The organism is Pseudomonas sp., from assembly GCF_035512415.1.
Lineage (GTDB): Bacteria > Pseudomonadota > Gammaproteobacteria > Pseudomonadales > Pseudomonadaceae > Aquipseudomonas.
In genome coordinates, this window is the sequence record NZ_DATKDZ010000034.1 from 58217 (window position 1) to 80461 (window position 22245).

19 protein-coding genes are annotated in these 22245 nt (G+C 63.7%); 15 read left to right on the plus strand and 4 right to left on the minus strand.

Annotated elements, in window-relative coordinates:
• The first annotated feature begins 16 nt into the window (after positions 1 to 16).
• Positions 17 to 907 (plus strand): LysR substrate-binding domain-containing protein, encoded by an 891-nt coding sequence (locus VMP31_RS16440; RefSeq protein WP_325508778.1) that lies wholly within the window; start codon positions 17 to 19, stop codon positions 905 to 907.
• A gap of 15 nt (positions 908 to 922) precedes the next feature.
• Here the strand turns inward: VMP31_RS16440 and VMP31_RS16445 are convergent, their stop codons facing one another.
• Positions 923 to 1552, minus strand: a complete 630-nt coding sequence (locus VMP31_RS16445) for a cation diffusion facilitator family transporter (protein WP_325508779.1) — start codon at positions 1550 to 1552, stop codon at positions 923 to 925.
• 63 nt (positions 1553 to 1615) lie between these two features.
• Between VMP31_RS16445 and VMP31_RS16450 the strand changes: the two genes are divergently transcribed.
• Entirely contained in the window at positions 1616 to 2050 is a 435-nt protein-coding gene (locus VMP31_RS16450; RefSeq protein ID WP_325508780.1) for a MerR family DNA-binding protein, read from the plus strand.
• 305 nt (positions 2051 to 2355) lie between these two features.
• Here VMP31_RS16450 and VMP31_RS16455 read toward each other — a convergent pair whose 3' ends face one another.
• Together VMP31_RS16455 and gap are read right to left on the minus strand one after the other, a co-directional pair.
• Positions 2356 to 2820 (minus strand): methylglyoxal synthase, encoded by a 465-nt coding sequence (locus tag VMP31_RS16455; protein WP_325508781.1) that lies wholly within the window; start codon positions 2818 to 2820, stop codon positions 2356 to 2358.
• Between the two features lie 302 nt (positions 2821 to 3122).
• Complete coding sequence (gene gap, locus VMP31_RS16460) at positions 3123 to 4124, minus strand: type I glyceraldehyde-3-phosphate dehydrogenase (RefSeq protein WP_325508782.1); 1002 nt, start codon at positions 4122 to 4124, stop codon at positions 3123 to 3125.
• A 135-nt stretch (positions 4125 to 4259) separates the two neighbouring features.
• Here gap and edd point away from each other — a divergent pair, with 135 nt between their 5' ends.
• The 13 genes from edd (at position 4260) to VMP31_RS16525 (ending at position 21119) form a co-directional block, all read left to right on the plus strand.
• Complete coding sequence (gene edd, locus VMP31_RS16465) at positions 4260 to 6086, plus strand: phosphogluconate dehydratase (protein WP_325508783.1); 1827 nt, start codon at positions 4260 to 4262, stop codon at positions 6084 to 6086.
• The gene (locus VMP31_RS16470) at positions 6083 to 7045 is read left to right on the plus strand and encodes a glucokinase (protein WP_325508784.1); all 963 of its coding nucleotides are present in this window, start codon (positions 6083 to 6085) and stop codon (positions 7043 to 7045) included. The genes edd and VMP31_RS16470 overlap by 4 nt, the downstream gene beginning before the upstream one ends.
• A gap of 112 nt (positions 7046 to 7157) precedes the next feature.
• The gene (locus VMP31_RS16475; protein ID WP_325508785.1) at positions 7158 to 7886 is read left to right on the plus strand and encodes a response regulator transcription factor; all 729 of its coding nucleotides are present in this window, start codon (positions 7158 to 7160) and stop codon (positions 7884 to 7886) included.
• Between the two features lie 31 nt (positions 7887 to 7917).
• Positions 7918 to 9342, plus strand: coding sequence for an ATP-binding protein (locus tag VMP31_RS16480; RefSeq protein WP_325508825.1), 1425 nt, complete (start codon positions 7918 to 7920; stop codon positions 9340 to 9342).
• Between the two features lie 157 nt (positions 9343 to 9499).
• Positions 9500 to 10753: an ABC transporter substrate-binding protein gene (locus tag VMP31_RS16485; RefSeq protein ID WP_325508786.1), complete on the plus strand. Its 1254-nt coding sequence runs from the start codon at positions 9500 to 9502 to the stop codon at positions 10751 to 10753.
• 243 nt (positions 10754 to 10996) lie between these two features.
• The gene (locus VMP31_RS16490) at positions 10997 to 11905 is read left to right on the plus strand and encodes a sugar ABC transporter permease (protein ID WP_325508787.1); all 909 of its coding nucleotides are present in this window, start codon (positions 10997 to 10999) and stop codon (positions 11903 to 11905) included.
• A 34-nt stretch (positions 11906 to 11939) separates the two neighbouring features.
• On the plus strand, positions 11940 to 12767 hold the full coding sequence (locus VMP31_RS16495) for a carbohydrate ABC transporter permease (RefSeq protein WP_325508826.1): 828 nt from the start codon (positions 11940 to 11942) through the stop codon (positions 12765 to 12767).
• A gap of 10 nt (positions 12768 to 12777) precedes the next feature.
• Entirely contained in the window at positions 12778 to 13929 is a 1152-nt protein-coding gene (locus VMP31_RS16500) for an ABC transporter ATP-binding protein (RefSeq protein ID WP_325508788.1), read from the plus strand.
• A gap of 183 nt (positions 13930 to 14112) precedes the next feature.
• Positions 14113 to 15357, plus strand: a complete 1245-nt coding sequence (locus VMP31_RS16505; RefSeq protein WP_325508789.1) for a carbohydrate porin — start codon at positions 14113 to 14115, stop codon at positions 15355 to 15357.
• Between the two features lie 35 nt (positions 15358 to 15392).
• Entirely contained in the window at positions 15393 to 16298 is a 906-nt protein-coding gene (locus VMP31_RS16510; RefSeq protein WP_325508790.1) for a D-hexose-6-phosphate mutarotase, read from the plus strand.
• Between the two features lie 288 nt (positions 16299 to 16586).
• Complete coding sequence (gene pyk, locus VMP31_RS16515) at positions 16587 to 18035, plus strand: pyruvate kinase (RefSeq protein ID WP_325508791.1); 1449 nt, start codon at positions 16587 to 16589, stop codon at positions 18033 to 18035.
• Between the two features lie 14 nt (positions 18036 to 18049).
• Positions 18050 to 19507 (plus strand): phosphopyruvate hydratase, encoded by a 1458-nt coding sequence (gene eno / locus VMP31_RS16520; protein WP_325508792.1) that lies wholly within the window; start codon positions 18050 to 18052, stop codon positions 19505 to 19507.
• Positions 19494 to 21119 carry an NADP-dependent glyceraldehyde-3-phosphate dehydrogenase gene (locus tag VMP31_RS16525; RefSeq protein ID WP_325508793.1) on the plus strand — a complete coding sequence of 542 codons (1626 nt, stop codon included), beginning with the start codon at positions 19494 to 19496 and terminating at the stop codon, positions 21117 to 21119. The genes eno and VMP31_RS16525 overlap by 14 nt, the downstream gene beginning before the upstream one ends.
• A 147-nt stretch (positions 21120 to 21266) precedes the next feature.
• On the opposite strand, the gene VMP31_RS16530 is transcribed toward VMP31_RS16525, so the two are convergent.
• Positions 21267 to 22127: a MurR/RpiR family transcriptional regulator gene (locus VMP31_RS16530; protein WP_274087690.1), complete on the minus strand. Its 861-nt coding sequence runs from the start codon at positions 22125 to 22127 to the stop codon at positions 21267 to 21269.
• Positions 22128 to 22245: the final 118 nt, after the last annotated feature.

A 22245-nucleotide genomic window follows, 5' to 3' on the forward strand; every position in this document is an offset into this window, starting at 1 on the left:
TGACTAATATGCACGAATGAACACGACCCTAGATGAACTACAGGCCTTTGTGCGCGTGGTGGACAGCGGCTCGATCAGTGCCGCCGCCGAGCAGCTGACGCAGACCGCCTCAGGTGTCAGTCGCGCCCTCAGCCGGCTGGAAGACAAACTCGATGTCACCTTGCTGCGCCGGACCACGCGCCGCCTGGAGCTGACCGAGGAGGGCCAGGCCTTTCTGGCCCAGGCGCGCAAGATTCTCGATGCGGTGGAGGATGCCGAGGAGCAGATGAAGCTGCGGCGGCAGAAGCCGGCGGGGCGCTTGCGGGTGAATGCCGCCGCGCCTTTTATGCTGCATGCCGTGGTGCCATTGATCGCGGGCTTTCGCGCGCAGTACCCGGATATCCAGCTTGAGCTGCACAGCAGCGACCAGATCATCGACCTGCTGGAGCAGCGCACCGATATCGCCATCCGTATCGGCCCGCTGCGCGACTCGACCCTGCATGCGCGGCCGCTGGGCAGCAACTGCCTGCGCGTGCTTGCCAGTCCGGCCTACCTCAAGGCGCATGGCACGCCGAAAAGCGTTGAGGAACTGAGCCGACATAGCCTGCTGGGCTTTACCCAGCCCGACAGCCTTAACCAGTGGCCACTGCGCCATGCCCTTGGCGACGCCTACAGCATCACCCCGAGCCTTAGCGCCTCCAGCGGCGAAACCCTGCGCCAGTTGGCCCTGGCCGATGCCGGTATCGTTTGCCTGGCGGATTTTATGACCCGCGCCGACCGTGCCCGCGGCGAGCTGGTGCAGATTCTGCTGGCGCATACGGTCGAGGTGCGTCAGCCGATCCATGCGGTGTACTACCGCAATACCGCGCTGGCCTCGCGCATCGCCTGCTTTCTCGACTACCTCGCCGGCCAGTTGCTTGAGGCCTAGCCCTGGCGTGATCGTTCAGGTCGCGGCTTCCTCGGCCAGTTCCTGGCGCGCATGGCGCATCACCTGATAGGACGAGGTGACCGCCAGACCGGCCATGATGCTAGCCACCAGCAGATCCGGCCAGGCGCTGCCGGTGCCGAATACGCCGAGGGCGGCGAACAGCACAGCGATATTGCCCAGGGCGTCGTTGCGCGAACACAGCCAGACGCTACGCATATTGCTGTCGCCCTCGCGGTAGGCGTAGAGCAGGGCGGCCACGCCGACATTGGCCAGCAGCGCCAGGGTGCCAACCACGCCCATGGTGGGCGCGTCGGGCACCTGGCCGCTGAGCAGGTGCCAGATTGCCGCGATCAGCACGCCGATGCCGAATATCAGCATGGACAGGGCTTTGAACAGCGAGGCCTTGGCGCGCAGGGTCAGGCTCATGCCCAGCACCCACAGGCTGATGCCGTAGTTGGCGGCGTCGCCGAGAAAGTCCAGCGAGTCCGCTAATAGCGATACCGAGTCGGCGCGCATGCCGGCGACGATTTCCACGCCGAACATGCCCAGGTTGACCACCAGGGCGACCCAGAGAATCTTGCGGTAGCGCTTGCTGGTACGGGTGGTTTCGCAGCTCGATGCGCTGTTGCAGCAATTGACGCCCATTAGGCTTCTCCTGAGACGGTATGGGCAGTACGCTAAACCCTGTAGTCACTACGGAGTCAAGCCATGGGCAAGCCGCTGACCATCAGTGGGTTGAGCCGCGAGAGCGGGGTCAATCTGGAGACCATTCGTTTCTACGAGCGCAGTGAACTGCTGCCGAAGCCCAAGCGCAGCGCCTCGGGATATCGCCATTACGAAGACGCCGATATCCGCCGGGTGCGCTTTATCCGCCGCGGTCGCGAGCTGGGCTTTAGCCTGGATGAGATTCGCACCTTGCTCGGCTTGGCCGCGCAACCCCACAGCCCCTGTGCGGAAGCTGACCAATTGGTGCAGGAGCATTTGCAGACCATCGATGCGCGGATTCGTGATCTGCAGAAGATGAAAGCCGAGCTAAGCAAACTCGCCGGCTGCACCAGCGCCGAGGCCGAACATTGCCGCTTGCTGGAGGCGCTGGACAGCCGTGACTGTTGCCTCGACAGCGAGGCACGAGAGAGCGGCTAACGCTTATCAGGCCGTTGAAAAACTTAGGCGAGACAAGGCAAAGGGTGTCAAACCGCCAGTTGTGCAGACTTGAATGGCGCAGCCCCTCACCCTAACCCTCTCCCCGGCGGGGCGAGGGGACTAATCGGCGTAAGTCGGGTAATCGTGCAACAGTTGCTTGTAGGCGCGATTCGCTCCTCTCACCCTCATAAAGGGCGATTGGGGCGAGGGGGTAATCTGAGCAGCTGAACAGCCGCACAACACATATCTGGGAATAGCCATTTCTAAGGCAGTACCGGCCACGCAGGTAGTTTTTCAACAGCCTGTTATTGGCGGTTATCCAGATAGGTCTGGTAATCCGGCACTCGGTAGTCGTGGGCCTGGTCCAGCAGGGCGCTGCTGAGCATATAGTCGGCGCTGCTCTCGTTGCAGGCCACGGGGATATTCCACACCGCGGCAACGCGCAGCAGGGCCTTGATATCCGGGTCGTGGGGCTGCTGCTCGAAGGGGTCCCAGAAGAACACCAGCATATCCACCCGCTGTTCGGCGATACGCGCGCCCAGTTGCTGGTCGCCGCCGAGGGGGCCGCTGATCATGCATTCGATCGGCAAACCGAGGCGACGGCCCAGCAGCAGGCCGGTGGTGCCGGTGGCCAGCAGATGATGACGCGCCAGCTTGTCGCGCTGACGTTCGCTCCAGTCGAGCAGGAATTCCTTGCAGTGGTCGTGGGCCACCAGGGCAATGCGCTTGCGCTCGGGCAGGGTGGCGGTGGTAAAGCTGATACGGCTCATATTCGGGTCCTGGATTTGGCTGGGTAGCCCGGATGCAATCCGGGGATGGCAATTTCCCGGATTGCATCCGGGTTACGCTCCACGACCTAGGGTCTGTAGCCTGGACAAGCTCAAGCGCAGTCCGGGAGTGCGATGGATAGCGGATCAGCTATGTGAGGCCCCCCGCACAGCTTCGGCCGCTGCATATTTCCCGGATTGCGCCAAGGCTTATCCGGGCTACAAGAGCCATCCCTTCTGCGAAGTCGCAGGTCTTCCGGGTCTACGCTATCAGTGCGCTCCTACGGGCGTGCAGCGCCGGACCCTCACGCCGCCTTGCATAGCGCCAGGCAGGTATCGAGCATGCGGTTGGAAAAGCCCCATTCGTTGTCGTACCAGGCCATGACTTTTACCAGCCGGCCGCTGACCTTGGTGTGGTTGGCGTCGAAGATCGACGACAGCGGGTTGTGGTTGAAGTCGCAGGACACCAGCGGCAGGTTGTTGTAGCCCAGCACCGGCGAGGTGCGGCTGGCGTTCAGCAGCAGCTGGTTGATTTCCTCCGCGCTGGTGTCGCGCTTGACCTGCAGGGTCAGGTCGACCAGCGAGACATTGATCACCGGCACGCGCACGGCCATACCGGTCAGTTTGCCGGCCAGTTCCGGCAGTACCAGGCCCACCGCTTCGGCGGCACCGGTCTGGGTCGGAATCATCGATTGGGTCGCCGAGCGCGCCCGGTAGGGGTCGCTGTGGTAGACGTCGGAGAGGTTCTGATCGTTGGTGTAGGCGTGGATGGTGGTCATCAGACCGTGTTCGATGCCCAGCTCGCGCTGCAGCACCTGGGCCACCGGGGCCAGGCAGTTGGTGGTGCAGGAGGCGTTGGAGATGATCTGCATGGAGGAACGCAGGATGTCGTGATTGACGCCATAGACGATGGTGGCGTCGGCCCCCTTGGCCGGTGCCGAGATGATTACCTTGCGTGCGCCGGCGGCGAGGTGGGCGGCGGCTTTGCTGCGTTCGGTAAACAGCCCGGTGCACTCGAAGACCACATCCACCCCGAGCGCCTGCCAGGGCAGCTCGGCCGGGTTGCGAATGGCGCTGACGGCGATGCGGTCGCCGTTGACCGTGAGGCTTTCGCCATCGCTTTCCACGTTGCCGTCAAAAATCCCGTGAACGCTGTCGTACTTGAGTAGATGGGCATTAATCGCGCTGTCGCCCAGGTCATTGATGGCGACCACCTGCAGCTGTTGGCGGTAGTCTTGGCAGTAGAGGGCGCGGAGCACATTGCGGCCGATACGGCCGAAGCCGTTGATGGCGATGCGGATAGTCATGGCTGAGGTCCGTTCTTTGTTTTGTTGTTGGAATTACAAGATTATGCCCGTAAGCCTAGAAATCAAGTGTTTTAAGTGGCAGTATTTTTGTATTAAGTACAAAATATTGCCATCCACCAGCCTGGAGTCAACCACATGCATCCCCGCGTACTTGAGGTAACCGACCGCCTGATCGCCCGCAGCCGCGCCACGCGCGAGCCCTATCTGGCGATGATTCGCGCGGCGGCCAGCGAAGGTCCGCAGCGCGGCAAGCTGCAATGCGCCAATTTCGCCCACGGTGTGGCCGGTTGCGGCAGCGAGGACAAACAGACCCTGCGCCTGATGAATGCGGCCAACGTGGCGATTGTTTCTTCTTATAACGACATGCTTTCGGCCCACCAGCCCTACCAGGATTACCCGGAGCAGCTCAAACAGGCCCTGCGCGAAATCGGCTCGGTGGGCCAGTTCGCCGGCGGCGTGCCGGCTATGTGCGATGGCGTGACCCAGGGCGAGCCGGGCATGGAGCTGGGCATCGCCAGCCGCGAAGTGATCGCCATGGCCACCGCGGTGGCGCTGTCGCACAACATGTTCGACGCCGCGCTGTACCTGGGGATTTGCGACAAGATCGTCCCCGGCCTGATGATGGGGGCCCTGCGCTTCGGCCATCTGCCGAGCTTGTTCGTACCGGCCGGGCCCATGCCGTCCGGGCTGTCGAACAAGGAAAAGGCCGATGTGCGCCAGCGCTATGCCGAGGGCAAGGCCACCCGCGACGAGCTGCTGGCCGCCGAGATGGCCGCCTACCACAGCCCCGGCACCTGCACCTTCTACGGCACCGCCAACACCAACCAGCTGTTGATGGAAGTGATGGGCCTGCATCTGCCGGGCGCGTCCTTTATCAACCCGGGCACCCCATTGCGCGATGCCCTGACCCACGAGGCGGCGCAGCAGGTCACCCGTCTGACCAAGCAGAGCGGGCAATTTATGCCGCTGGGCGAGATCGTCGACGAGCGCTGCCTGGTCAATTCCATCATCGCCCTGAGCGCCACCGGCGGCTCGACCAACCACACCCTGCATATGCCAGCCATCGCCCGCGCCGCCGGCATTCAGCTGACCTGGCAGGACATGGCTGACCTGTCCGCCGTGACCCCGACCCTGGCCCACGTCTATCCCAACGGCAAGGCCGATATCAACCACTTCCAGGCGGCCGGCGGCATGGCCTTCCTGATTCGCCAGCTGCTCGATGCCGGGCTGCTGCACGAAAACGTCAACACCGTGGCCGGTCATGGTCTCTCGCGCTATACCCGCGAACCCTTCCTCGAGGACGGCAAGCTGGTTTGGCGCGATGGCCCGAGCAAAAGCCACGATGAAAGCGTGCTGCGCCCGGTGGCCAATCCCTTCTCCGTCGAGGGCGGCTTGCGCCTGATGCAGGGCAACCTCGGTCGCGGGGTGATGAAGGTCTCCGCCGTGGCTCTGGAGCACCAGCTGGTCGAGGCCCCGGCGCTGGTCTTCGAGGATCAGCAGCAACTGGCCGATGCCTTCAAGGCCGGCGAGCTGGAGCGCGACTTTGTTGCGGTGATGCGCTTCCAGGGCCCGCGCAGCAACGGCATGCCGGAGCTGCACAAGATGACCCCCTTCCTCGGCGTGCTGCAGGACCGCGGCTTCAAGGTGGCGCTGGTCACCGACGGGCGTATGTCTGGGGCCTCGGGCAAGATTCCCGCGGCCATCCATGTCTGCCCCGAAGCTTATGGCGGCGGGCCGCTGGCGCGGGTGCGTAACGGCGACATGATTCGTCTCGACGGTCATACCGGCGAATTGTGCGTACTGCTCAGTGACGCCGAGCTGGCCGCGCGCACGCCTGCGAGCGGCACCCTGGACAATGCCGTGGGTTGCGGCCGCGAGCTGTTCGCCTTTATGCGTCAGTCCTTCAGCTCGGCAGAGCAGGGCGCAAGCGCCTTCACCACCAGCCTGGAATCGCTGCAGTGAAGCTGGCCTTGGTCGGTGATATCGGCGGCACCAATGCGCGCTTCGCCCTGTGGCGCGACGACCAGCTGGAATCCGTGCGGGTGCTGGCCACCGCCGATTTCCCAGGGCCGGAGGCGGCGATTCAGGCCTATCTGAGTGAGTTGGACCTGGCACCGGGTTCGCTGGATTCGGTCTGCCTGGCCTGCGCCGGGCCGGTCAGCGGCGACCTGTTTCGCTTTACCAACAACCACTGGCGCATCAGCCGCGCGGCCTTCTGCCGCGAGTTGCAGGTGCGCGAGTTGCTGCTGGTCAACGATTTTTCCGCCATGGCCCTGGGTATGACCCGGCTGCGTGATGACGAATGCCTGCAGGTCTGCCCCGGCATGCCTGAGGGCGAGCGGCCCTGCGTGGTGATCGGCCCCGGCACTGGCCTTGGGGTCGGCACGCTGCTGGCCCTGGCCGATGGCAGCTGGCTGGCCTTGCCGGGCGAGGGCGGTCATGTCGACCTGCCGATCGGCAGCCCGCGCGAGGCCGAACTCTGGCAGCAGCTGTATCGCCAGCTCGGCCATGTGCGCGCCGAGGACGTGCTCAGCGGCAGCGGCCTGCTGTTGCTCTACCGCGCGATCTGTGCACTGGATGGGCATGAGGCGCGCTTGAGTTCGCCGGCAGAAGTCACGGCCGCGGCGCTGGCCGGTGACGCGCTGGCGATGGCGGTGCTGGAACAGTTCTGCGTCTGGCTTGGCCGCGCCGCGGGCAACAACGTGCTGAGCCTGGGCGCGCGCGGCGGGGTGTATATCGTCGGCGGCGTGGTGCCGCGCTTTGCCGAATTCTTTCTGGCCAGCGGTTTTGCCAAAAGCTTCAGTGACAAAGGCTGCATGAGTGATTACTTTGCCGGCATCCCGGTATGGCTGGTGACCGCCGAATACCCGGGGCTGATGGGCGCGGGTGTGGCTTTGCAGCAGGCGGTTGGGCGGTCTTAGGTATTCCTTGTAGGAGCGGCCCATGCCCGCGATTCGCGGCCATGGGCCGCTCCTACAAAACGCTATCTACATGCCATTTTTGGCGAGTGCATGACAATAAGGACGGCGGACCATGAGCCAGCCCGGTAAATCCATTCTGCTGGTCGACGATGATCAGGAGATTCGCGAATTGCTACATACCTACCTGAGCCGCGCCGGGTTTCAGGTGCGTACCGTCGGCGATGGTGCGGGCTTTCGCCAGGGCCTGTGCGCTGAGACGGCGGATCTGGTGATTCTCGATGTGATGCTGCCCGACGAGGATGGCTTCAGCCTCTGCCGTTGGGTGCGCGAGCATCAGCGTTTTGCCCAGGTGCCGATCATCATGCTCACCGCCAGCTCGGATGAAACCGACCGGGTGATCGGCCTGGAGCTGGGGGCCGACGATTACCTGGGCAAGCCCTTCAGCCCGCGCGAGTTGCTGGCGCGGATCAAGGCGCTGCTGCGCCGTGCGCACTTCACCCAGGAGCGCGGTAACGAGGTGCTGGCTTTCGACGAGTGGCGGCTGGATATGGTCAGCCACCGCTTGTTTCATGCTGATGGCGAGGAGGTGATCCTCTCCGGTGCCGACTTTGCCCTGCTCAAGCTGTTTCTCGACCACCCGCAGCAGATCCTCGACCGCGACACCATCGGCAACGCCACCCGCGGTCGCGAGGTGATGCCGCTGGAACGCATCGTCGATATGGCGGTCAGCCGCCTGCGCCAGCGTCTGCGTGATACCGAAAAGCCGGCGCGTTTGATCCGCACCGTGCGCGGCAGCGGCTACCAGTTGGCGGCGGCGGTTACGCCCTATAACCATGTCTAGGGCCATGTTTAACCTGCGCAAGTGGTTGCCGATACCGCGCTCGCTGCTCGGGCGTATGCTGCTGCTGACTCTGCTGGTGGTGTTGCTGGCCCAGGCCCTGTCCAGTCTGATCTGGGTTTCGCAGCTGCGCGCCAGCCAGGTGGAAGGCCTGCTGACCAGCTCGCGCAGCCTGGCCCAGTCGATGGCCGCCAGCGTCAGCTATTTCCGCTCGCTGCCCCTGGGCTACCGGCCGCTGGTGCTCGATCAGTTGCGCAATATGGGCGGTACGCGCTTCTTCGTTTCGCTTAACGACAATCCGTTGGAAATGCGCGTGCTGCCACAGACGCCGCGCAAGCGCGCGGTGCTGGATGCGGTGGATGCAACCCTGCGCGAGCGTCTGGGCAATGACCTGGACCTGCTGGTGCAATTTGTCAGCCCGGAAGACCTGCGCATCTTCAACAACGCCTTGAAACTCGACGAGCTGCCGCGCTCCTGGGCCCATTACGCCCTGAGCCTGGAACCGCTCAATCCGCCGGTGCTGGTGACGCAGATCCAGATCGCACCGGGCGAATGGCTGTACCTCGCGTCCTTGATGCCCGAGCCCTATGTCAGCCTGGAGCAGCAGGGTCTGCCGGCCCAGCAGCTGTGGTTTATCATCCTCACCAGCAGTTTTCTGCTGCTGTTTATCGGCATCCTGGTGCACTGGCAGAGCCGGCCGCTCAAGCGTCTGGCGGTGGCGGCGCGGGAAATGTCTCTGGGCAGCGACGTCGAGCCGCTGGCCGAGGCGGGCGGCAGCGAGGTGGTGGAGGTCAGTCGGGCGTTCAATGCCATGCGCGAACGTATCGGCCGCTACCTGCGCGAGCGCAGCCAGCTGTTCAGCGCCATTTCCCATGACTTGCGCACCCCCATCACTCGCCTGCGTCTGCGCGTCGAACTGCTCGACGATGAAGCCGTGCAGGCCAAGTTCGGTCGCGACCTCGACGAGCTGGAAATGCTGGTCAAGGGCGCACTGCAATGCGTCAAGGACACCGATATCCACGAGAATATCGAGCCGGTGGAACTCAACCAGTTGCTTAACTGTGTGATCGAGCCCTACCTGGCACCCCAGGGCAACGGCCGGGTGACCCTGGCCGGTCAGGCGCTGGCTGCTTACCCGGGCAAGCCCCTGGCACTCAAGCGCTGCATCGGCAACCTGGTGGACAACGCGCTGAAATACGGCGAACGCGCCCATCTGTATATCGAGGACGACGACCAGGCCTTTGTCCTGCATGTCGACGACGAAGGCCCGGGGGTGCCCGAGCAGCGCCTGGAACAGGTGTTCGAGCCGCATTTCCGCCTGGCCGGGCAGCAGCAGGGCTACGGCCTGGGCCTGGGCATCGCACGCAATATCGCCCATACCCACGGCGGCGAGGTAAGCCTGCGCAACCTGCGCGAGGGCGGCCTGCGGGTGACCCTGGTATTACCGCGTTTTGCGTAGGGATCCATGTGGCGCGATGGCGGTCTGCTTATGTAACCATCCCGTGACCTTTGCGCATCCCTTCGTTACCCGCCGGGCAATGACCCTTGGTTAGACTCGATTCCAGCGCAAGCACCAGACTTGTCCGTGAATAACAACAATAAAGGTACTACTGCTCATGAATGCGATCTCCCGCCTGGCTACTGCTATCTCCCTCGTCTCCCTGCTGCCGCTGGCTGCCCATGCCGGCGAAGTCGAAGTGCTGCACTGGTGGACCTCCGGTGGTGAAAAGCGCGCCGCCGATACCCTGCAAAAACTGGTCGAAGACAAGGGCCACACCTGGAAGGACTTCGCCGTCGCCGGTGGCGGTGGTGAAGCGGCCATGACCGTACTGAAAACCCGCGCCGTATCCGGCAACCCGCCTGCCGCCGCGCAGATCAAGGGCCCGGACATTCAGGAGTGGGGCGAGCTGGGTCTGCTCGCCGACCTCAATCAGGTCGCCGAACAGAATGGCTGGGACGAGCTGCTGCCACCTCAGGTGATCGAGGTGATGCAGTTCGGCGGCGACTACGTGGCCGTGCCGGTCAATGTGCATCGGGTCAACTGGCTGTGGATCAACCCCGAGGTGTTCGCCAAGGCCGGTGCCACGCCGCCGACCACCCTCGACGAATTCTTCGCCGCCGCGGAAAAACTCCAGGCCGCCGGCTTTATGCCCCTGGCCCACGGTGGCCAGCCTTGGCAGGACAGCACCGTGTTCGAAGACCTGGCCCTGGCCGTGCTTGGCCCGGATGACTTCCGCAAGGCCTTCGTCGAGCTGGACGAGTCCGTGCTGACCAGCGCCAAGATGGTCGAAGTGTTCGCCGCCCTGCAGAAGCTGCGCGGCTATGTCGATGCCAACGCCGCCGGGCGTGACTGGAACAGCGCCACCGCCATGGTTATCAACGGCAAGGCCGGCATGCAGATCATGGGCGATTGGGCCAAGAGCGAGTGGACCGCTGCCGGCAAGATCGCCGGTGAGGACTACCAGTGCCTGCCGTTCCCCGGTACCAAGGGCAGCTTCGCCTACAACATCGATTCCCTGGCCATGTTCAAGCTGAGCAATGCGGAAAACCGCAAGGCCCAGGAAGACCTGGCGCGCACCGTGATGGAGCCGGAGTTCCAGCAGTTCTTCAACCAGAACAAGGGCTCTATCCCGGTTCGTCTGGACCAGGACATGAGCAGCTTCGACGCTTGTGCCCAGCAATCCATGGCCGACTTCAAGGAAGCCGCCGGCAATGGTGGCCTGCAGCCGAGCCTGGCCCACGGTATGGCCGCCTCCAGCTATGTGCAGGGCGCGGTGTTTGACGTGGTGACCAACTTCTTCAACGACTCCAAGGCCGACCCGCAAAAGGCTGCCCAGCAGCTGGCCGCGGCCATCCAGGCCGTGCAGTAAGGCCCGCTCGGTCGCCGGTTCGCCGGCGGCTATCAGTACCCCTTTATGACCATGGTGCATCGCCAAACGGATGCACCAGTGGGATCGGCTGCGCCGCGTTTTGCTCCCCTCTCCCTCCGGGAGAGGGGCTGGGGGTGAGGGAAGGGGGCGACTCGGATTTTCCGGTGTATCGCTACCCCTCACCCCAACCCTCTCCCGAGGGAGAGGGGGCTTGTTTCCATCGTTGTCGCAATGGAGTTACCCATGAGTTCAACCGCAGTTTTCACCAAGGCATCAAAGCTGGATGCGCTGCAACGCTGGCTGCCCAAGCTGGTGCTGGCACCGAGCATGCTGATCATCATGGTCGGCTTCTACGGCTACATCCTCTGGACCTTTGTCCTGTCGTTTACCAGCTCGCGTTTTATGCCCAGTTACAGCTGGGTTGGCTTGCAGCAGTACGCGCGTCTGCTGGACAACGACCGCTGGTGGGTGGCGAGCAAGAACCTGATGGTCTTCGGCGGGCTGTTTATCGGTATCAGCCTGGTGATCGGCGTGCTGCTGGCGGTGCTGCTGGATCAGCGCATCCGCCGCGAAGGCTTTATCCGCACCATCTTTCTGTATCCCATGGCGCTGTCGATGATCGTCACCGGTACCGCCTGGAAGTGGCTGCTCAACCCTGGCCTGGGCATCGACAAGATGCTGCGCGACTGGGGCTGGGAAGGTTTCCGTTTCGACTGGCTGGTGGACCCCGATCGGGTGGTCTACTGCCTGGTGATCGCCGCGGTCTGGCAGGCCTCGGGCTTTGTTATGGCGCTGTTTCTGGCGGGGTTGCGTGGGGTCGATCAGTCGATTATCCGCGCCGCCCAGGTCGACGGGGCCAGCCTGCCGAATATCTACCTGCGTATCGTCCTACCGAGCCTGGGTCCGGTGTTCTTCAGCTCGCTGATGATCCTCGCCCATATCGCGATCAAGAGTTTCGACCTGGTGGCCTCGATGACCGCTGGCGGCCCCGGCTATGCCTCCGATCTGCCGGCGATGTTTATGTACGCCCACACCTTTACCCGCGGCCAGATGGGCCTCGGCGCAGCCAGTGCGATCCTGATGCTCGGCGCGGTGCTGGCGATCCTGGTGCCCTATCTGTATTCCGAACTGCGAGGCAAACGCCATGACTAGTCGTGCCATTAACGCGAACGTCGCGCAGCGCCGGATGAGGGCTATTAGCCTGAGTCGCGTGGCCATCTACGCCACCCTGCTGGCGGCCTGCGCGGTCTATCTGATTCCACTGATCATCATGCTGCTGACCAGCTTCAAGAGCCCGGAAGACATCCGCACCGGCAACCTGCTCTCCTGGCCGGAGATGTTTACCGCCATCGGCTGGCTCAAGGCCTGGGACGGCGTCGGCGGTTACTTCTGGAACTCGGTGAAGATCACCATCCCGGCGGTGCTGATTTCCACCGTGATCGGTGCGCTGAACGGTTATGTGCTGGCCATGTGGCGCTTTCGCGGCTCGCAGCTGTTCTTCGGCTTGCTGCTGTTCGGCTGCTTTCTGCCGTTCCAGGTGGTGCTGCTGCCGGCGTCCTTCACCCTGGGGCATCTTGGCCTGGCCAATACCACCAGCGGCCTGGTGCTGATCCATGTGGTCTACGGCATGGCCTTTACCACGCTGTTCTTCCGCAACTACTACGTGAGCATCCCGGATGCTCTGGTGCGGGCGGCGCGGCTGGATGGGGCGGGCTTCTTCACCATCTTCGGGCGCATTCTGCTGCCGATGTCGACGCCGATCATCATGGTCTGCCTGATCTGGCAGTTCACCCAGATCTGGAACGACTTCCTCTTTGGCGTGGTGTTCGCCAGCGGCGATACCCAGCCGATCACCGTGGCCCTGAACAACCTGGTCAACACCAGCACCGGGGCCAAGGAATACAACGTCGATATGGCCGCGGCGATGATCGCCGGCCTGCCAACCCTGGTGGTGTACATCCTGGCTGGCAAATATTTCCTGCGCGGGCTAACAGCCGGCGCGGTCAAAGGTTAGGAGAACGATTATGGCAACCCTCGAACTGCGCAACGTCAACAAGTCCTACGGCAGCGGCCTGGCGGACACCCTGAAGAACATCGAGATTTCCATCGAGTCCGGCGAGTTTCTGATTCTGGTCGGGCCCTCGGGTTGCGGTAAGTCCACCTTGATGAACTGCATCGCCGGGCTGGAAGAAATCAGCGGCGGGGCGATCCTGGTCGACGATCAGGACATCAGCGGCATGAGCCCCAAGGACCGTGATATCGCCATGGTCTTTCAGTCCTATGCGCTGTACCCGACCATGACCGTGAAGGACAACATCTCCTTCGGCCTGAAGATGCGCAAGATGGCCCCCGCGGCCATCGAGGAAGAAGTGGCGCGGGTGGCCAAGCTGCTGCAGATCGAGCATCTGCTGGCGCGCAAGCCCGGTCAGCTGTCCGGCGGCCAGCAGCAGCGCGTGGCCATGGGCCGAGCGTTGGCGCGGCGGCCGAAGATCTACCTGTTCGACGAGCCGCTGTCCAACCTCGACGCCAAGCTGCGGGTGGAGATGCGCACCGAAATCAAACTGATGCACCAGCGCCTGAAGACCACCACGGTGTATGTCACCCACGACCAGATCGAGGCCATGACCCTGGGCGATAAGGTGGCGGTGATGAAGGACGGCATCATCCAGCAGTTCGGCACCCCCAAGCAGATCTACAACGACCCGGCCAATCTGTTTGTGGCGAGCTTTATTGGCTCGCCGCCGATGAACTTTATTCCCCTGCGCCTGCAGCGTCGCGACGGTCAGTTGCTGGCTCTACTCGATAGTGGTCAGGCCCGTTGCGAGCTGCCCCTGGGCGCGATGGAGGCGGGCTTCGAGAACCGCGAAGTGATCCTCGGCATTCGTCCCGAGCAGATCCTTCTGGCCACGGCCGAGAGCCGCAATCAATCGTCGATTCGTGCCGAGGTCGAGGTCATCGAGCCCACCGGGCCGGACACCCTGGTGTTTGTCGAACTGAACCAGACCAAGGTCTGCTGCCGTCTGGCTCCGGACGATGCGCCGCAGGTGGGGCAGACCCTGGAGCTGCAGTTCGATCCGAGCAAGGTGTTGTTGTTCGATGCCCAGAGCGGCGAGCGCCTGTTGCCGGGAAAGCCGCAAACGGCTGAGCACAAGGTCGCCCAGTTAAAGCGTGGCTAGCCGGTAGGTTGGGTTGAGGCACGAAGCCCAACAGAGCGTTGCGCGGTCCCTTGTTGGGCTTCGCAAGCTCAGCGCCAACCTACCCACGAACTCGTCCATGCACACCGCAACTACCTGAGTAAAACCCGCCACTGCGGCGGTTAACCGCAGTACTTCACACAATAAAAACAATTAGGAGCAGCCATGAAGATCAGTCTCAACATGCCCTCGTCGCGTATCGCCGGTGGCGCACCTTTCCTGCTTGCCCTGGCCCTGGCCGCACCTCAGGTACAGGCCCTGGAGTTTTCCGGGTATGTGCGTAGCGGTGCCGGTGGTTCGTCCAACGGCGGCACCCAGTCGTGCTTCCAGTTGCCTGGCGCGCAGAGCAAATACCGCCTGGGTAACGAGTGCGAGCAGTATATGGAGCTGGATCTGCGCCAGGATCTGCTGAGCCTGGACGACGGCTCGGTGGTCAGCGTCGAGGGCATGGCGCAGCTGTACAACGCCTATGGCCATACGCCGAAATTTACCGGCGATTACGGTTTCGCGCGGATGAACCAGATGTACGCCGAGTGGAGCAAGGTGCCAGCGCTTAACGGCGGCTCGCTGTGGGCCGGGCGGCGGTTCTACAAGCGTAACGATATTCATATCAGCGATTTCTTCTACTGGAACCAGAGCGGCACCGGTGCCGGTATCGAGGACTACGAGCTGGGCGGGCTGAAATACAGCTACGCCTTCTCGCGCAAGGACAGCTACTTCCAGGAACCCTATATCAACCGCCACGACTTCAACGTCGCCGGCTTCAAGCCCAATCCGGGCGGCGAGCTGGAGTTCGGCCTGAGCTTTATCGACAAGCCCGACAGCACCGATGCCAACAGCGGCTGGGCGCTGACCGCGCAGCATAAGCAGGCCGATTTTCTCGGCGGCAGCAATACCCTGGCCCTGCAGTACGGCCAGGGCCCCGGCACCGGCCTGGGCTACACCGGCGATGTGACCCTGGATGACGACAACAAGAGCTATCGCCTGGTGGAAATCTACAACTGGCAGGCCACGCCACGCTGGGGCGGCCAGGCGCAGTTCGTCTACCAGAAGGATGTGCGTCCCGATGGCGACGACCAGAACTGGCTGTCGGTGGGTGGGCGTACCAGTTATGCCTTTACTGAGCAGTTCAAGCTGGTCGGCGAGTTGGGTCACGATCAGGTCGATGCCACTGACGGCACGCGCAAGCTGACCAAGTTCACCGTGGCCCCGACCTGGTCGCCCGCCGGCCAGGACTTCTGGGCGCGCCCGGAAATCCGCCTGTATTACACCTATGCCAGCTGGAACAAGGCAGCGCAGCGTGCGGCAAGTCTGCAGGCGGCGGGTTCGGCGCTATCCGACAGCGGTGCCTTCGAGAATGCCCGGCATGGCTCCAACTTCGGCGTACAGGTCGAATACTGGTGGAAATAACAGGGCGCGCGGCGCTGTGAAGCCGAGGCGGGTTGATGCTACCGGCTAAACCACGGCGCGTATCCGCGCCGGCTACCACTCGGCCAGGGGCTGCTGCAGAGCACCCCCTGGCCGGGTTGTTTGTGCCGGGTGGCGGGCAAACCCTGCGCTGGGTAACCCATCAGGAGCGCGAGCTGTTGTTGATCGAACACCCGCGTTTTCAGGCGGCATTCAGCCGTCAGGGCGGCCAGCTTCTGCATTTTCAGCCGCGAGGCCAGCGCCCCTGGCTCTGGTGCGCCAGTCACTGGCAGCGCGGCGGGGCGATTCGCGGTGGGGTGCCGGTGTGCTGGCCCTGGTTTGGCCGGCATCCCAGCGAAAGCGGCTGGCCATCCCATGGCTGGGCGCGGCTCAGTGATTGGGAGCTGCTCGATTGCACGGTGGACGAGCAGGGCGTGCGCCTGCGCTGGCAACTGCAGCTGTGCGACTGGCAGGTGACCCTGGAGGCCGAACTGGGCGAGGGCATGCACCTGCGTCTGCGCAGCAGCCATCAGGACAGCGAACCCTGCCAGTTGAGCCATGCCCTGCATGCCTATTGGCGTGTCAGCGATGTGGTGCGGGTGACCGTGCTCGGCCTGGATGGCGCGCATGGCCATGACCTGCTCCGCCGCGCCGCCTGCCAACAGCGCGGCGCATTGCGAGTCGAGGATGGTTGCCACCGCATCTTTCGGCGTGGTGGGCTTTTGCAACTGCAGGACCTAGCCTGGCAACGCAGCCTGTCGATCAATACCCATGGCGCTGCCAACAGCGTGATCTGGCATCCCGGCAGCCGCCCCCTGACCGATGTCGGCTGGAGCGAGGCGCTGGGCTTTCTCAGTGTTCAGGCCGCCTGTTGCGCCGCCGACAGCCTGACTCTGCAGCCTGGGCAGGAAGCGTTGTTGCAGCTGAGTGCGCAGCTGGGCTGAAAGGTTTCCAGCCCCGACGTTTCGACTCTTTACCCCCTTCGACAAGTCTCTGCCCAGCATGGGTACTGGGGTTTTGCGCATCGGCTTATCACATCAAGACTAAATGTTGTTTTATTACAACATTTAGTCTTGATGTATCTGTTTTGTCCGAGTAAAAATAGCGCAATTGGTTAAAGCAACAAGCTTTCCGCTCTCCTGGCGCTGTTTCTCGGGGTGTCGGCCGGGTTTGCCGCTTGCCCTGTGGTTACCCCCCTTTCCCCCAAAAAACGCTGTCGAGGAACCTGAGCTATGCGTCGTAGAACGAAAATCGTGGCCACCCTGGGGCCGGCTACCGAAAGCCCTGAGGCGATCGAGGCTTTGGTCGAGGCGGGGGTGGACGTGGTGCGCCTGAATTTCTCCCACGGCAGCGCCGCCGAGCATATCGAGCGGGCGCGTCTGGTGCGGGAAGCGGCGCGTCGGCAGGGGCGTTTCGTTGCGGTGCTGGCAGACCTGCAGGGGCCGAAGATTCGTATCGCCCGCTTCGCTCGGGGCAAGGTGCAGTTGCTCAAGGGGCAGTCCTTCTGCCTCGATGCGCGCCTCGACAAGAATGCCGGCGACGAGCAGGCGGTGGGCATCGATTACCTGGCCCTGGTCGACGACAGCCGCCCCGGCGATATCCTGCTGCTGGACGATGGCCGCATCGAGCTGGAAGTGCGGTCGGTGGAAGGCAGTCGCCTGCTCTGCGAGGTGCTGGTGGGCGGGCCGCTGTCCAACAACAAGGGCATCAACCGCAAGGGTGGCGGCCTGTCGGCGGCGGCCCTGACCGAGAAAGACTGCGAAGATATCAAGACCGCCGCGGCCATGCAGGTCGACTACCTGGCGGTGTCCTTCCCGCGCGATGCCGAGGATATCCACCAGGCCCGTCGCTTGCTGCGCGAGGCGGGTGGCGAGGCCGGCCTGATCGCCAAGATCGAGCGGGCGGAAACGGTCAATGACCTGCAGATCCTGGATGCCATCATCCTGGCGTCCGAAGGGGTAATGGTGGCCCGCGGCGACCTCGGCGTGGAGATCGGCGATGCCGAGCTGGTGGCGGTGCAGAAGCTGATCATCGAGCGCGCCCGCAGTTGCAATCGGCTGGTGATCACCGCCACGCAGATGATGGAGTCGATGATCAGCCAGTCGATGCCGACCCGCGCCGAAGTGTTCGATGTGGCCAACGCCGTGCTCGATGGCACCGATGCGGTGATGCTCTCGGCCGAGACCGCCGCCGGGGCCTACCCGGTGGAAACCGTGCAGGCCATGCGCCGGGTCATCATCGGCGCGGAGAAGCATCCCCTGGCTCATCGCTCCAAGCACCGCATGGACGAGCAGTTTCACCGCATCGACGAGTCGATTGCCATGGCCGCCATGTACACCGCCAATCACCTGCATGGGGTCAAGGCGATCATCTGCATGACCGAAAGCGGCGACACGCCGCGGCTGATGTCGCGGATCCGCTCGCACCTGCCTATCTATGCCTTCTCGCGCAACCCGCGCACGCAGAACCGCGTGGCGCTGTTTCGCGGGGTGCAGACCATTCCATTCGACAGCGACAGTTTTCCTCTGGCCGAGGTCAACGGCCGCGCGGTCGACGAGCTGCTGTGCCGTGGCGTGGTGGCCGAGGGTGATCACGTGCTGATTTCCCGCGGCGATCACAGCCATGCCCAGGGTGGCACCAACTGCCTGCGGGTGATCCGCGTGGGCGACAGCATTTGTTAAGCGAGGAAGCAACCATGAACGATTCCAGCAACCCTGGCGAGCCGAAGTGGCCGCGGGATTTCGATTTTCGCGAGGCCTATGCCGAACAGCGTGAGCTGCTCGCGGGTGCGCCCGGCGCTGTGCAGTCTGGCGGCTTTCCTGGGGCAGCCCAGGCCATCGGCAATAGCCTGATCCGCCAGGTCAGTGCGCGGGAAATTCTCGATTCGCGGGGCAATCCGACCGTCGAAGCGGTGGTGACGCTGGCCGGTGGCGCGGTGGGCGTTGCCAGCGTGCCCTCGGGGGCTTCCACCGGTAGCCGCGAGGCGCTCGAACTGCGCGATAACGCCGCGCGTTACCACGGCAAGGGCGTGCTGCGTGCAGTGGCCAATGTCAACGGCGCGATCCGCGACGCCGTGCTGGGTCTCGATGCAATGCAGCAAGGCGCAGTCGATGCGGCGATGATCGAGTTGGACGGCACTGAGAGCAAAAGCGCGCTGGGGGCCAATGCGATTCTCGCGGTCTCCCTGGCCTGCGCCAAGGCGGCTGCCGCCGCGCAGAACCTGCCGCTGTACGAGCACCTGGCGGCGCTTTATGGCCAGCCCGGGCGCTTCAGCCTGCCGCTGCCGATGATGAATATCCTCAATGGCGGCGAGCACGCCGACAATAACGTGGATATCCAGGAATTTATGATCCAGCCGGTGGGGGCGGCCTCGTTCGGCGAGGCGCTGCGCATGGGCGCGGAGGTGTTCCATAGCCTCAAGCAGGTGCTGCGCGAGCGTGGCCTGAGCACGGCGGTGGGCGATGAGGGCGGTTTTGCCCCTTCGCTGGCCAGTAACGAAGAGGCGCTGGTGGTGATCGAGGAAGCGGTGCTGCGCGCCGGCTACCGCCTCGGTCGGGACTTTGTTTTGGCCCTGGATTGCGCGGCCTCGGAGTTCTATCACGACGGCCGCTATGTACTGGCCGGGGAGGATCGCTCCTTCGATTCCCGGGGCTTCGCCGATTACCTGGCGGGGTTGTGCCAGCGTTACCCGATCAGCTCCATCGAAGACGGCATGGACGAAAGCGACTGGGAGGGCTGGGCCTACCTGACCGAGCGCCTGGGGCAGCAAGTGCAGTTGGTGGGGGATGATCTATTTGTTACCAACAGCAAGATTCTCAAGGAAGGTATCGAGCGCGGCATCGGTAATGCGATTCTGATCAAGTTCAACCAGATCGGCAGCCTCAGCGAAACCTTCGCTGCCATTCGCATGGCTCAGGATGCTGGCTACCGGGCGGTGATTTCCCACCGCTCCGGTGAAACCGAAGACACCACCATTGCCGACCTGGCGGTGGCCACGTGCGCCGGGCAGATCAAGACCGGCTCCTTGTGTCGCTCCGACCGGGTGGGCAAGTACAACCAGCTGTTGCGCATCGAAGAGGCTCTGCAGGGGCGCGCCGCCTACTGCGCCGATGCCGTATCCCTTGAAAGGAGTGAACGCCATGACCGCGCCTAAACGTCTCGACACGCTGTTTCCCACCCTGGCCGAGATTCCCGAAGCCTACCGCCCCGACGCGCCCATCGAGCAGCGCGAGTACCTGGTCGATGGTCAGTTGCGCACCTGGGAGGGCCCCTTGGCTGCGGTGCGCAGCCCGGTATTTCTGGCCAGCGAGGAGGGTGATAAGCAGGTGATTCTCGGCAGCACGCCGCGCCTGGATGCCGAAGCGGCGCTGGCGGCCCTGGATGCCGCGGTGCGTGCCTATGCCAATGGCCAGGGGCAGTGGCCGAATATGCGGGTGGCCGAGCGCATCCAGCATGTGGAGGCCTTTCTCGGGCGCATGCGTGAGCAGCGCAGTGCGGTGGTCAAGCTGCTGATGTGGGAGATCGGCAAGAACCTCAAGGACTCGGAAAAGGAGTTCGACCGTACCTGCGATTACATCGTCGACACCATCGAGGCGCTGAAGGAGCTGGATCGTCGCTCCAGCCGCTTCGAGCTGGAGCAGGATACCCTCGGCCAGATCCGCCGCGTGCCACTGGGCGTGACCCTGTGCATGGGCCCCTACAACTACCCGTTGAACGAGACCTTCACCACCCTGATCCCGGCGCTGATCATGGGCAATACCGTGGTGTTCAAACCGGCCAAGTTCGGCGTGCTGCTGATTCGCCCGCTGCTGGAGGCGTTTCGCGACAGCTTCCCGGCCGGGGTGATCAACGTGATCTACGGCAGCGGCCGGGAAACCGTCAGCGCCCTGATGGCCAGCGGCAAGGTTGATGTGTTCGCCTTTATCGGCACCCACAAGGGGGCCAGCGACCTGAAAAAGCTCCACCCGCGCCCGCACCGCCTGCGCGCGGCTCTGGGCCTGGATGCGAAGAATCCGGGCATCGTGCTGCCCCAGGTCGACCTGGATAACGCCGTCAGCGAGGCGCTGACCGGGGCGCTATCGTTCAACGGGCAGCGCTGCACGGCGCTGAAGATCCTCTTCGTCCATGAGGATGTGGTCGACAGCTTTCTCGACAAATTCAGCGCCGGGCTGGCCGCGCTCAAGCCGGGCATGCCCTGGGAGCCGGGTGTGGCCCTGACGCCGCTGCCGGAGCCGGGCAAGAGCGAGTACCTGCAGGCCCTGCTGACTGATGCCGTGGCCAAGGGTGCGCAGGTGGTCAATGCCGGCGGTGGCGAGTCGCGCGAGTCGTTCTTCTACCCTGCGTTGCTCTATCCGGTGAATGCGCAGATGCGTGTCTATCAGGAGGAGCAGTTCGGCCCGCTGGTGCCGGTGGTGCCGTATCGCGACCTGCAGACGGTGATCGACTATGTGCTCGATTCCGACTTCGGCCAGCAGCTGAGCATCTTCGGCAACGACTCGGCCCAGGTCGGCCGGCTGGTGGATGCCTTCGCCAATCAGGTGGGGCGGATCAATATCAACAGCCAGTGCCAGCGCGGCCCGGACAGCTTCCCCTTCAACGGGCGCAAGAACTCGGCAGAGGGCACCCTGTCGGTGCATGACGCGCTGCGGGTGTTTTCCATCCGCACCCTGGTGGCGACCAAGTTCCAGGAAAGCAACAAGGCGCTGGTCAGTGAGATCATCCGCAACCGCGAATCGAGCTTTCTGACCACCGATTACATTTTCTAGGGTGCATGGGGGTAGGGTGCGCTGCACGCATCAGGCGGCCTGGTGTCGGTGGTACGCACGGCGCACCCTACGGATGAGGCGCGAGTCGGCCCGTAGGGTGTGCTGTGCGCACCAGGCAGGCCGGTTGGCGCTGGCGTACGTGGGCGCTTAGATCGGCTCTTCGTCGGCCGGGTAGCGGCTGGCGTTAAGGCTTTCCTTGATCTTGCGCAGGTGCGGCTGGAAGTCCACACCGCGGCGTAGGGTCATGCCGGTGGCCAGTACGTCGAGCACGGTGAGCTGGATGATCCGCGAGGTCATCGGCATATAGATGTCGGTGTCCTCCGGCAGCGGGATGTCCAGGCTCAGGGTGCTGGCCTGGGCCAGGGGCGAGCCGGCGGCCGTGAGGCCGAGTACCGATGCGCCGTTTTCCCGGGCCAGGCGCGCTACTTCCACCAGCTCGCGGGTGCGTCCGGTGTAGGAGATGATCACAAACAGATCGCCGGTGTGGGCCACCGAGGCCAGCATGCGCTGCATCAGCACGTCGGAATGGGCGGTGACCGCGAGGTTGAAACGGAAAAACTTGTGCTGCGCATCCAGGGCCACCGAGGCCGAGGCACCGAGGCCGAAGAAGTGGATCTGCCGGGCCTGGATCAGCAGGTCGACGGCGCGGCTGATCAGCTGCGGGTCGATGGTCTGGCAGGCGCTGTCCAGAGAAGCGATGGCGCTGCCGAAGATCTTGCGGGTATAGGCTTCCGGGGCGTCGTCGGCTTCCACTGCGCGGCTGACATAGGCCGCGCCGCTGGCCAGGCTCTGCGCCAGTTGCATCTTCAGTTCCGGATAGCCGCTGACGCCGAAGGAGCGGCAGAAGCGGTTGACCGTGGGTTCGCTGACCAGGGCGGCCTGGGCTAGCGCGGCAATGCTCAGGCGGGTGGCCTGTTGCGGGTTGAGCAGGATCACCTCGGCGACCTTGCGTTCGGCCTTGTTCAGGCTGTCGAGTCGGCCCTGGATCTGCTCCAGTAGATTGCGCACGCGATCCATGTTGATTCCTTAAACCTGCACTGAATTTGCTGGCCTATCGTACTGATGGGGCCAGGTGACGACCACTGCAAAGTGGAATTTGTGAAAATGTTGTTTTTATTACTACATT

Bases quoted from the DNA above. Each gene is read 5' to 3' on its own strand.
- VMP31_RS16440 (WP_325508778.1), top strand. From the start codon at position 17: ATGAACACGACCCTAGATGAACTACAGGCCTTTGTGCGCGTGGTGGAC.
- VMP31_RS16445 (WP_325508779.1), bottom strand. From the start codon at position 1,552: ATGGGCGTCAATTGCTGCAACAGCGCATCGAGCTGCGAAACCACCCGT.
- VMP31_RS16450 (WP_325508780.1), top strand. From the start codon at position 1,616: ATGGGCAAGCCGCTGACCATCAGTGGGTTGAGCCGCGAGAGCGGGGTC.
- VMP31_RS16455 (WP_325508781.1), bottom strand. From the start codon at position 2,820: ATGAGCCGTATCAGCTTTACCACCGCCACCCTGCCCGAGCGCAAGCGC.
- gap (WP_325508782.1), bottom strand. From the start codon at position 4,124: ATGACTATCCGCATCGCCATCAACGGCTTCGGCCGTATCGGCCGCAAT.
- edd (WP_325508783.1), top strand. From the start codon at position 4,260: ATGCATCCCCGCGTACTTGAGGTAACCGACCGCCTGATCGCCCGCAGC.
- VMP31_RS16475 (WP_325508785.1), top strand. From the start codon at position 7,158: ATGAGCCAGCCCGGTAAATCCATTCTGCTGGTCGACGATGATCAGGAG.
- VMP31_RS16485 (WP_325508786.1), top strand. From the start codon at position 9,500: ATGAATGCGATCTCCCGCCTGGCTACTGCTATCTCCCTCGTCTCCCTG.
- VMP31_RS16490 (WP_325508787.1), top strand. From the start codon at position 10,997: ATGAGTTCAACCGCAGTTTTCACCAAGGCATCAAAGCTGGATGCGCTG.
- VMP31_RS16495 (WP_325508826.1), top strand. From the start codon at position 11,940: ATGAGGGCTATTAGCCTGAGTCGCGTGGCCATCTACGCCACCCTGCTG.
- VMP31_RS16500 (WP_325508788.1), top strand. From the start codon at position 12,778: ATGGCAACCCTCGAACTGCGCAACGTCAACAAGTCCTACGGCAGCGGC.
- VMP31_RS16505 (WP_325508789.1), top strand. From the start codon at position 14,113: ATGAAGATCAGTCTCAACATGCCCTCGTCGCGTATCGCCGGTGGCGCA.
- VMP31_RS16510 (WP_325508790.1), top strand. From the start codon at position 15,393: ATGCTACCGGCTAAACCACGGCGCGTATCCGCGCCGGCTACCACTCGG.
- pyk (WP_325508791.1), top strand. From the start codon at position 16,587: ATGCGTCGTAGAACGAAAATCGTGGCCACCCTGGGGCCGGCTACCGAA.
- eno (WP_325508792.1), top strand. From the start codon at position 18,050: ATGAACGATTCCAGCAACCCTGGCGAGCCGAAGTGGCCGCGGGATTTC.
- VMP31_RS16525 (WP_325508793.1), top strand. From the start codon at position 19,494: ATGACCGCGCCTAAACGTCTCGACACGCTGTTTCCCACCCTGGCCGAG.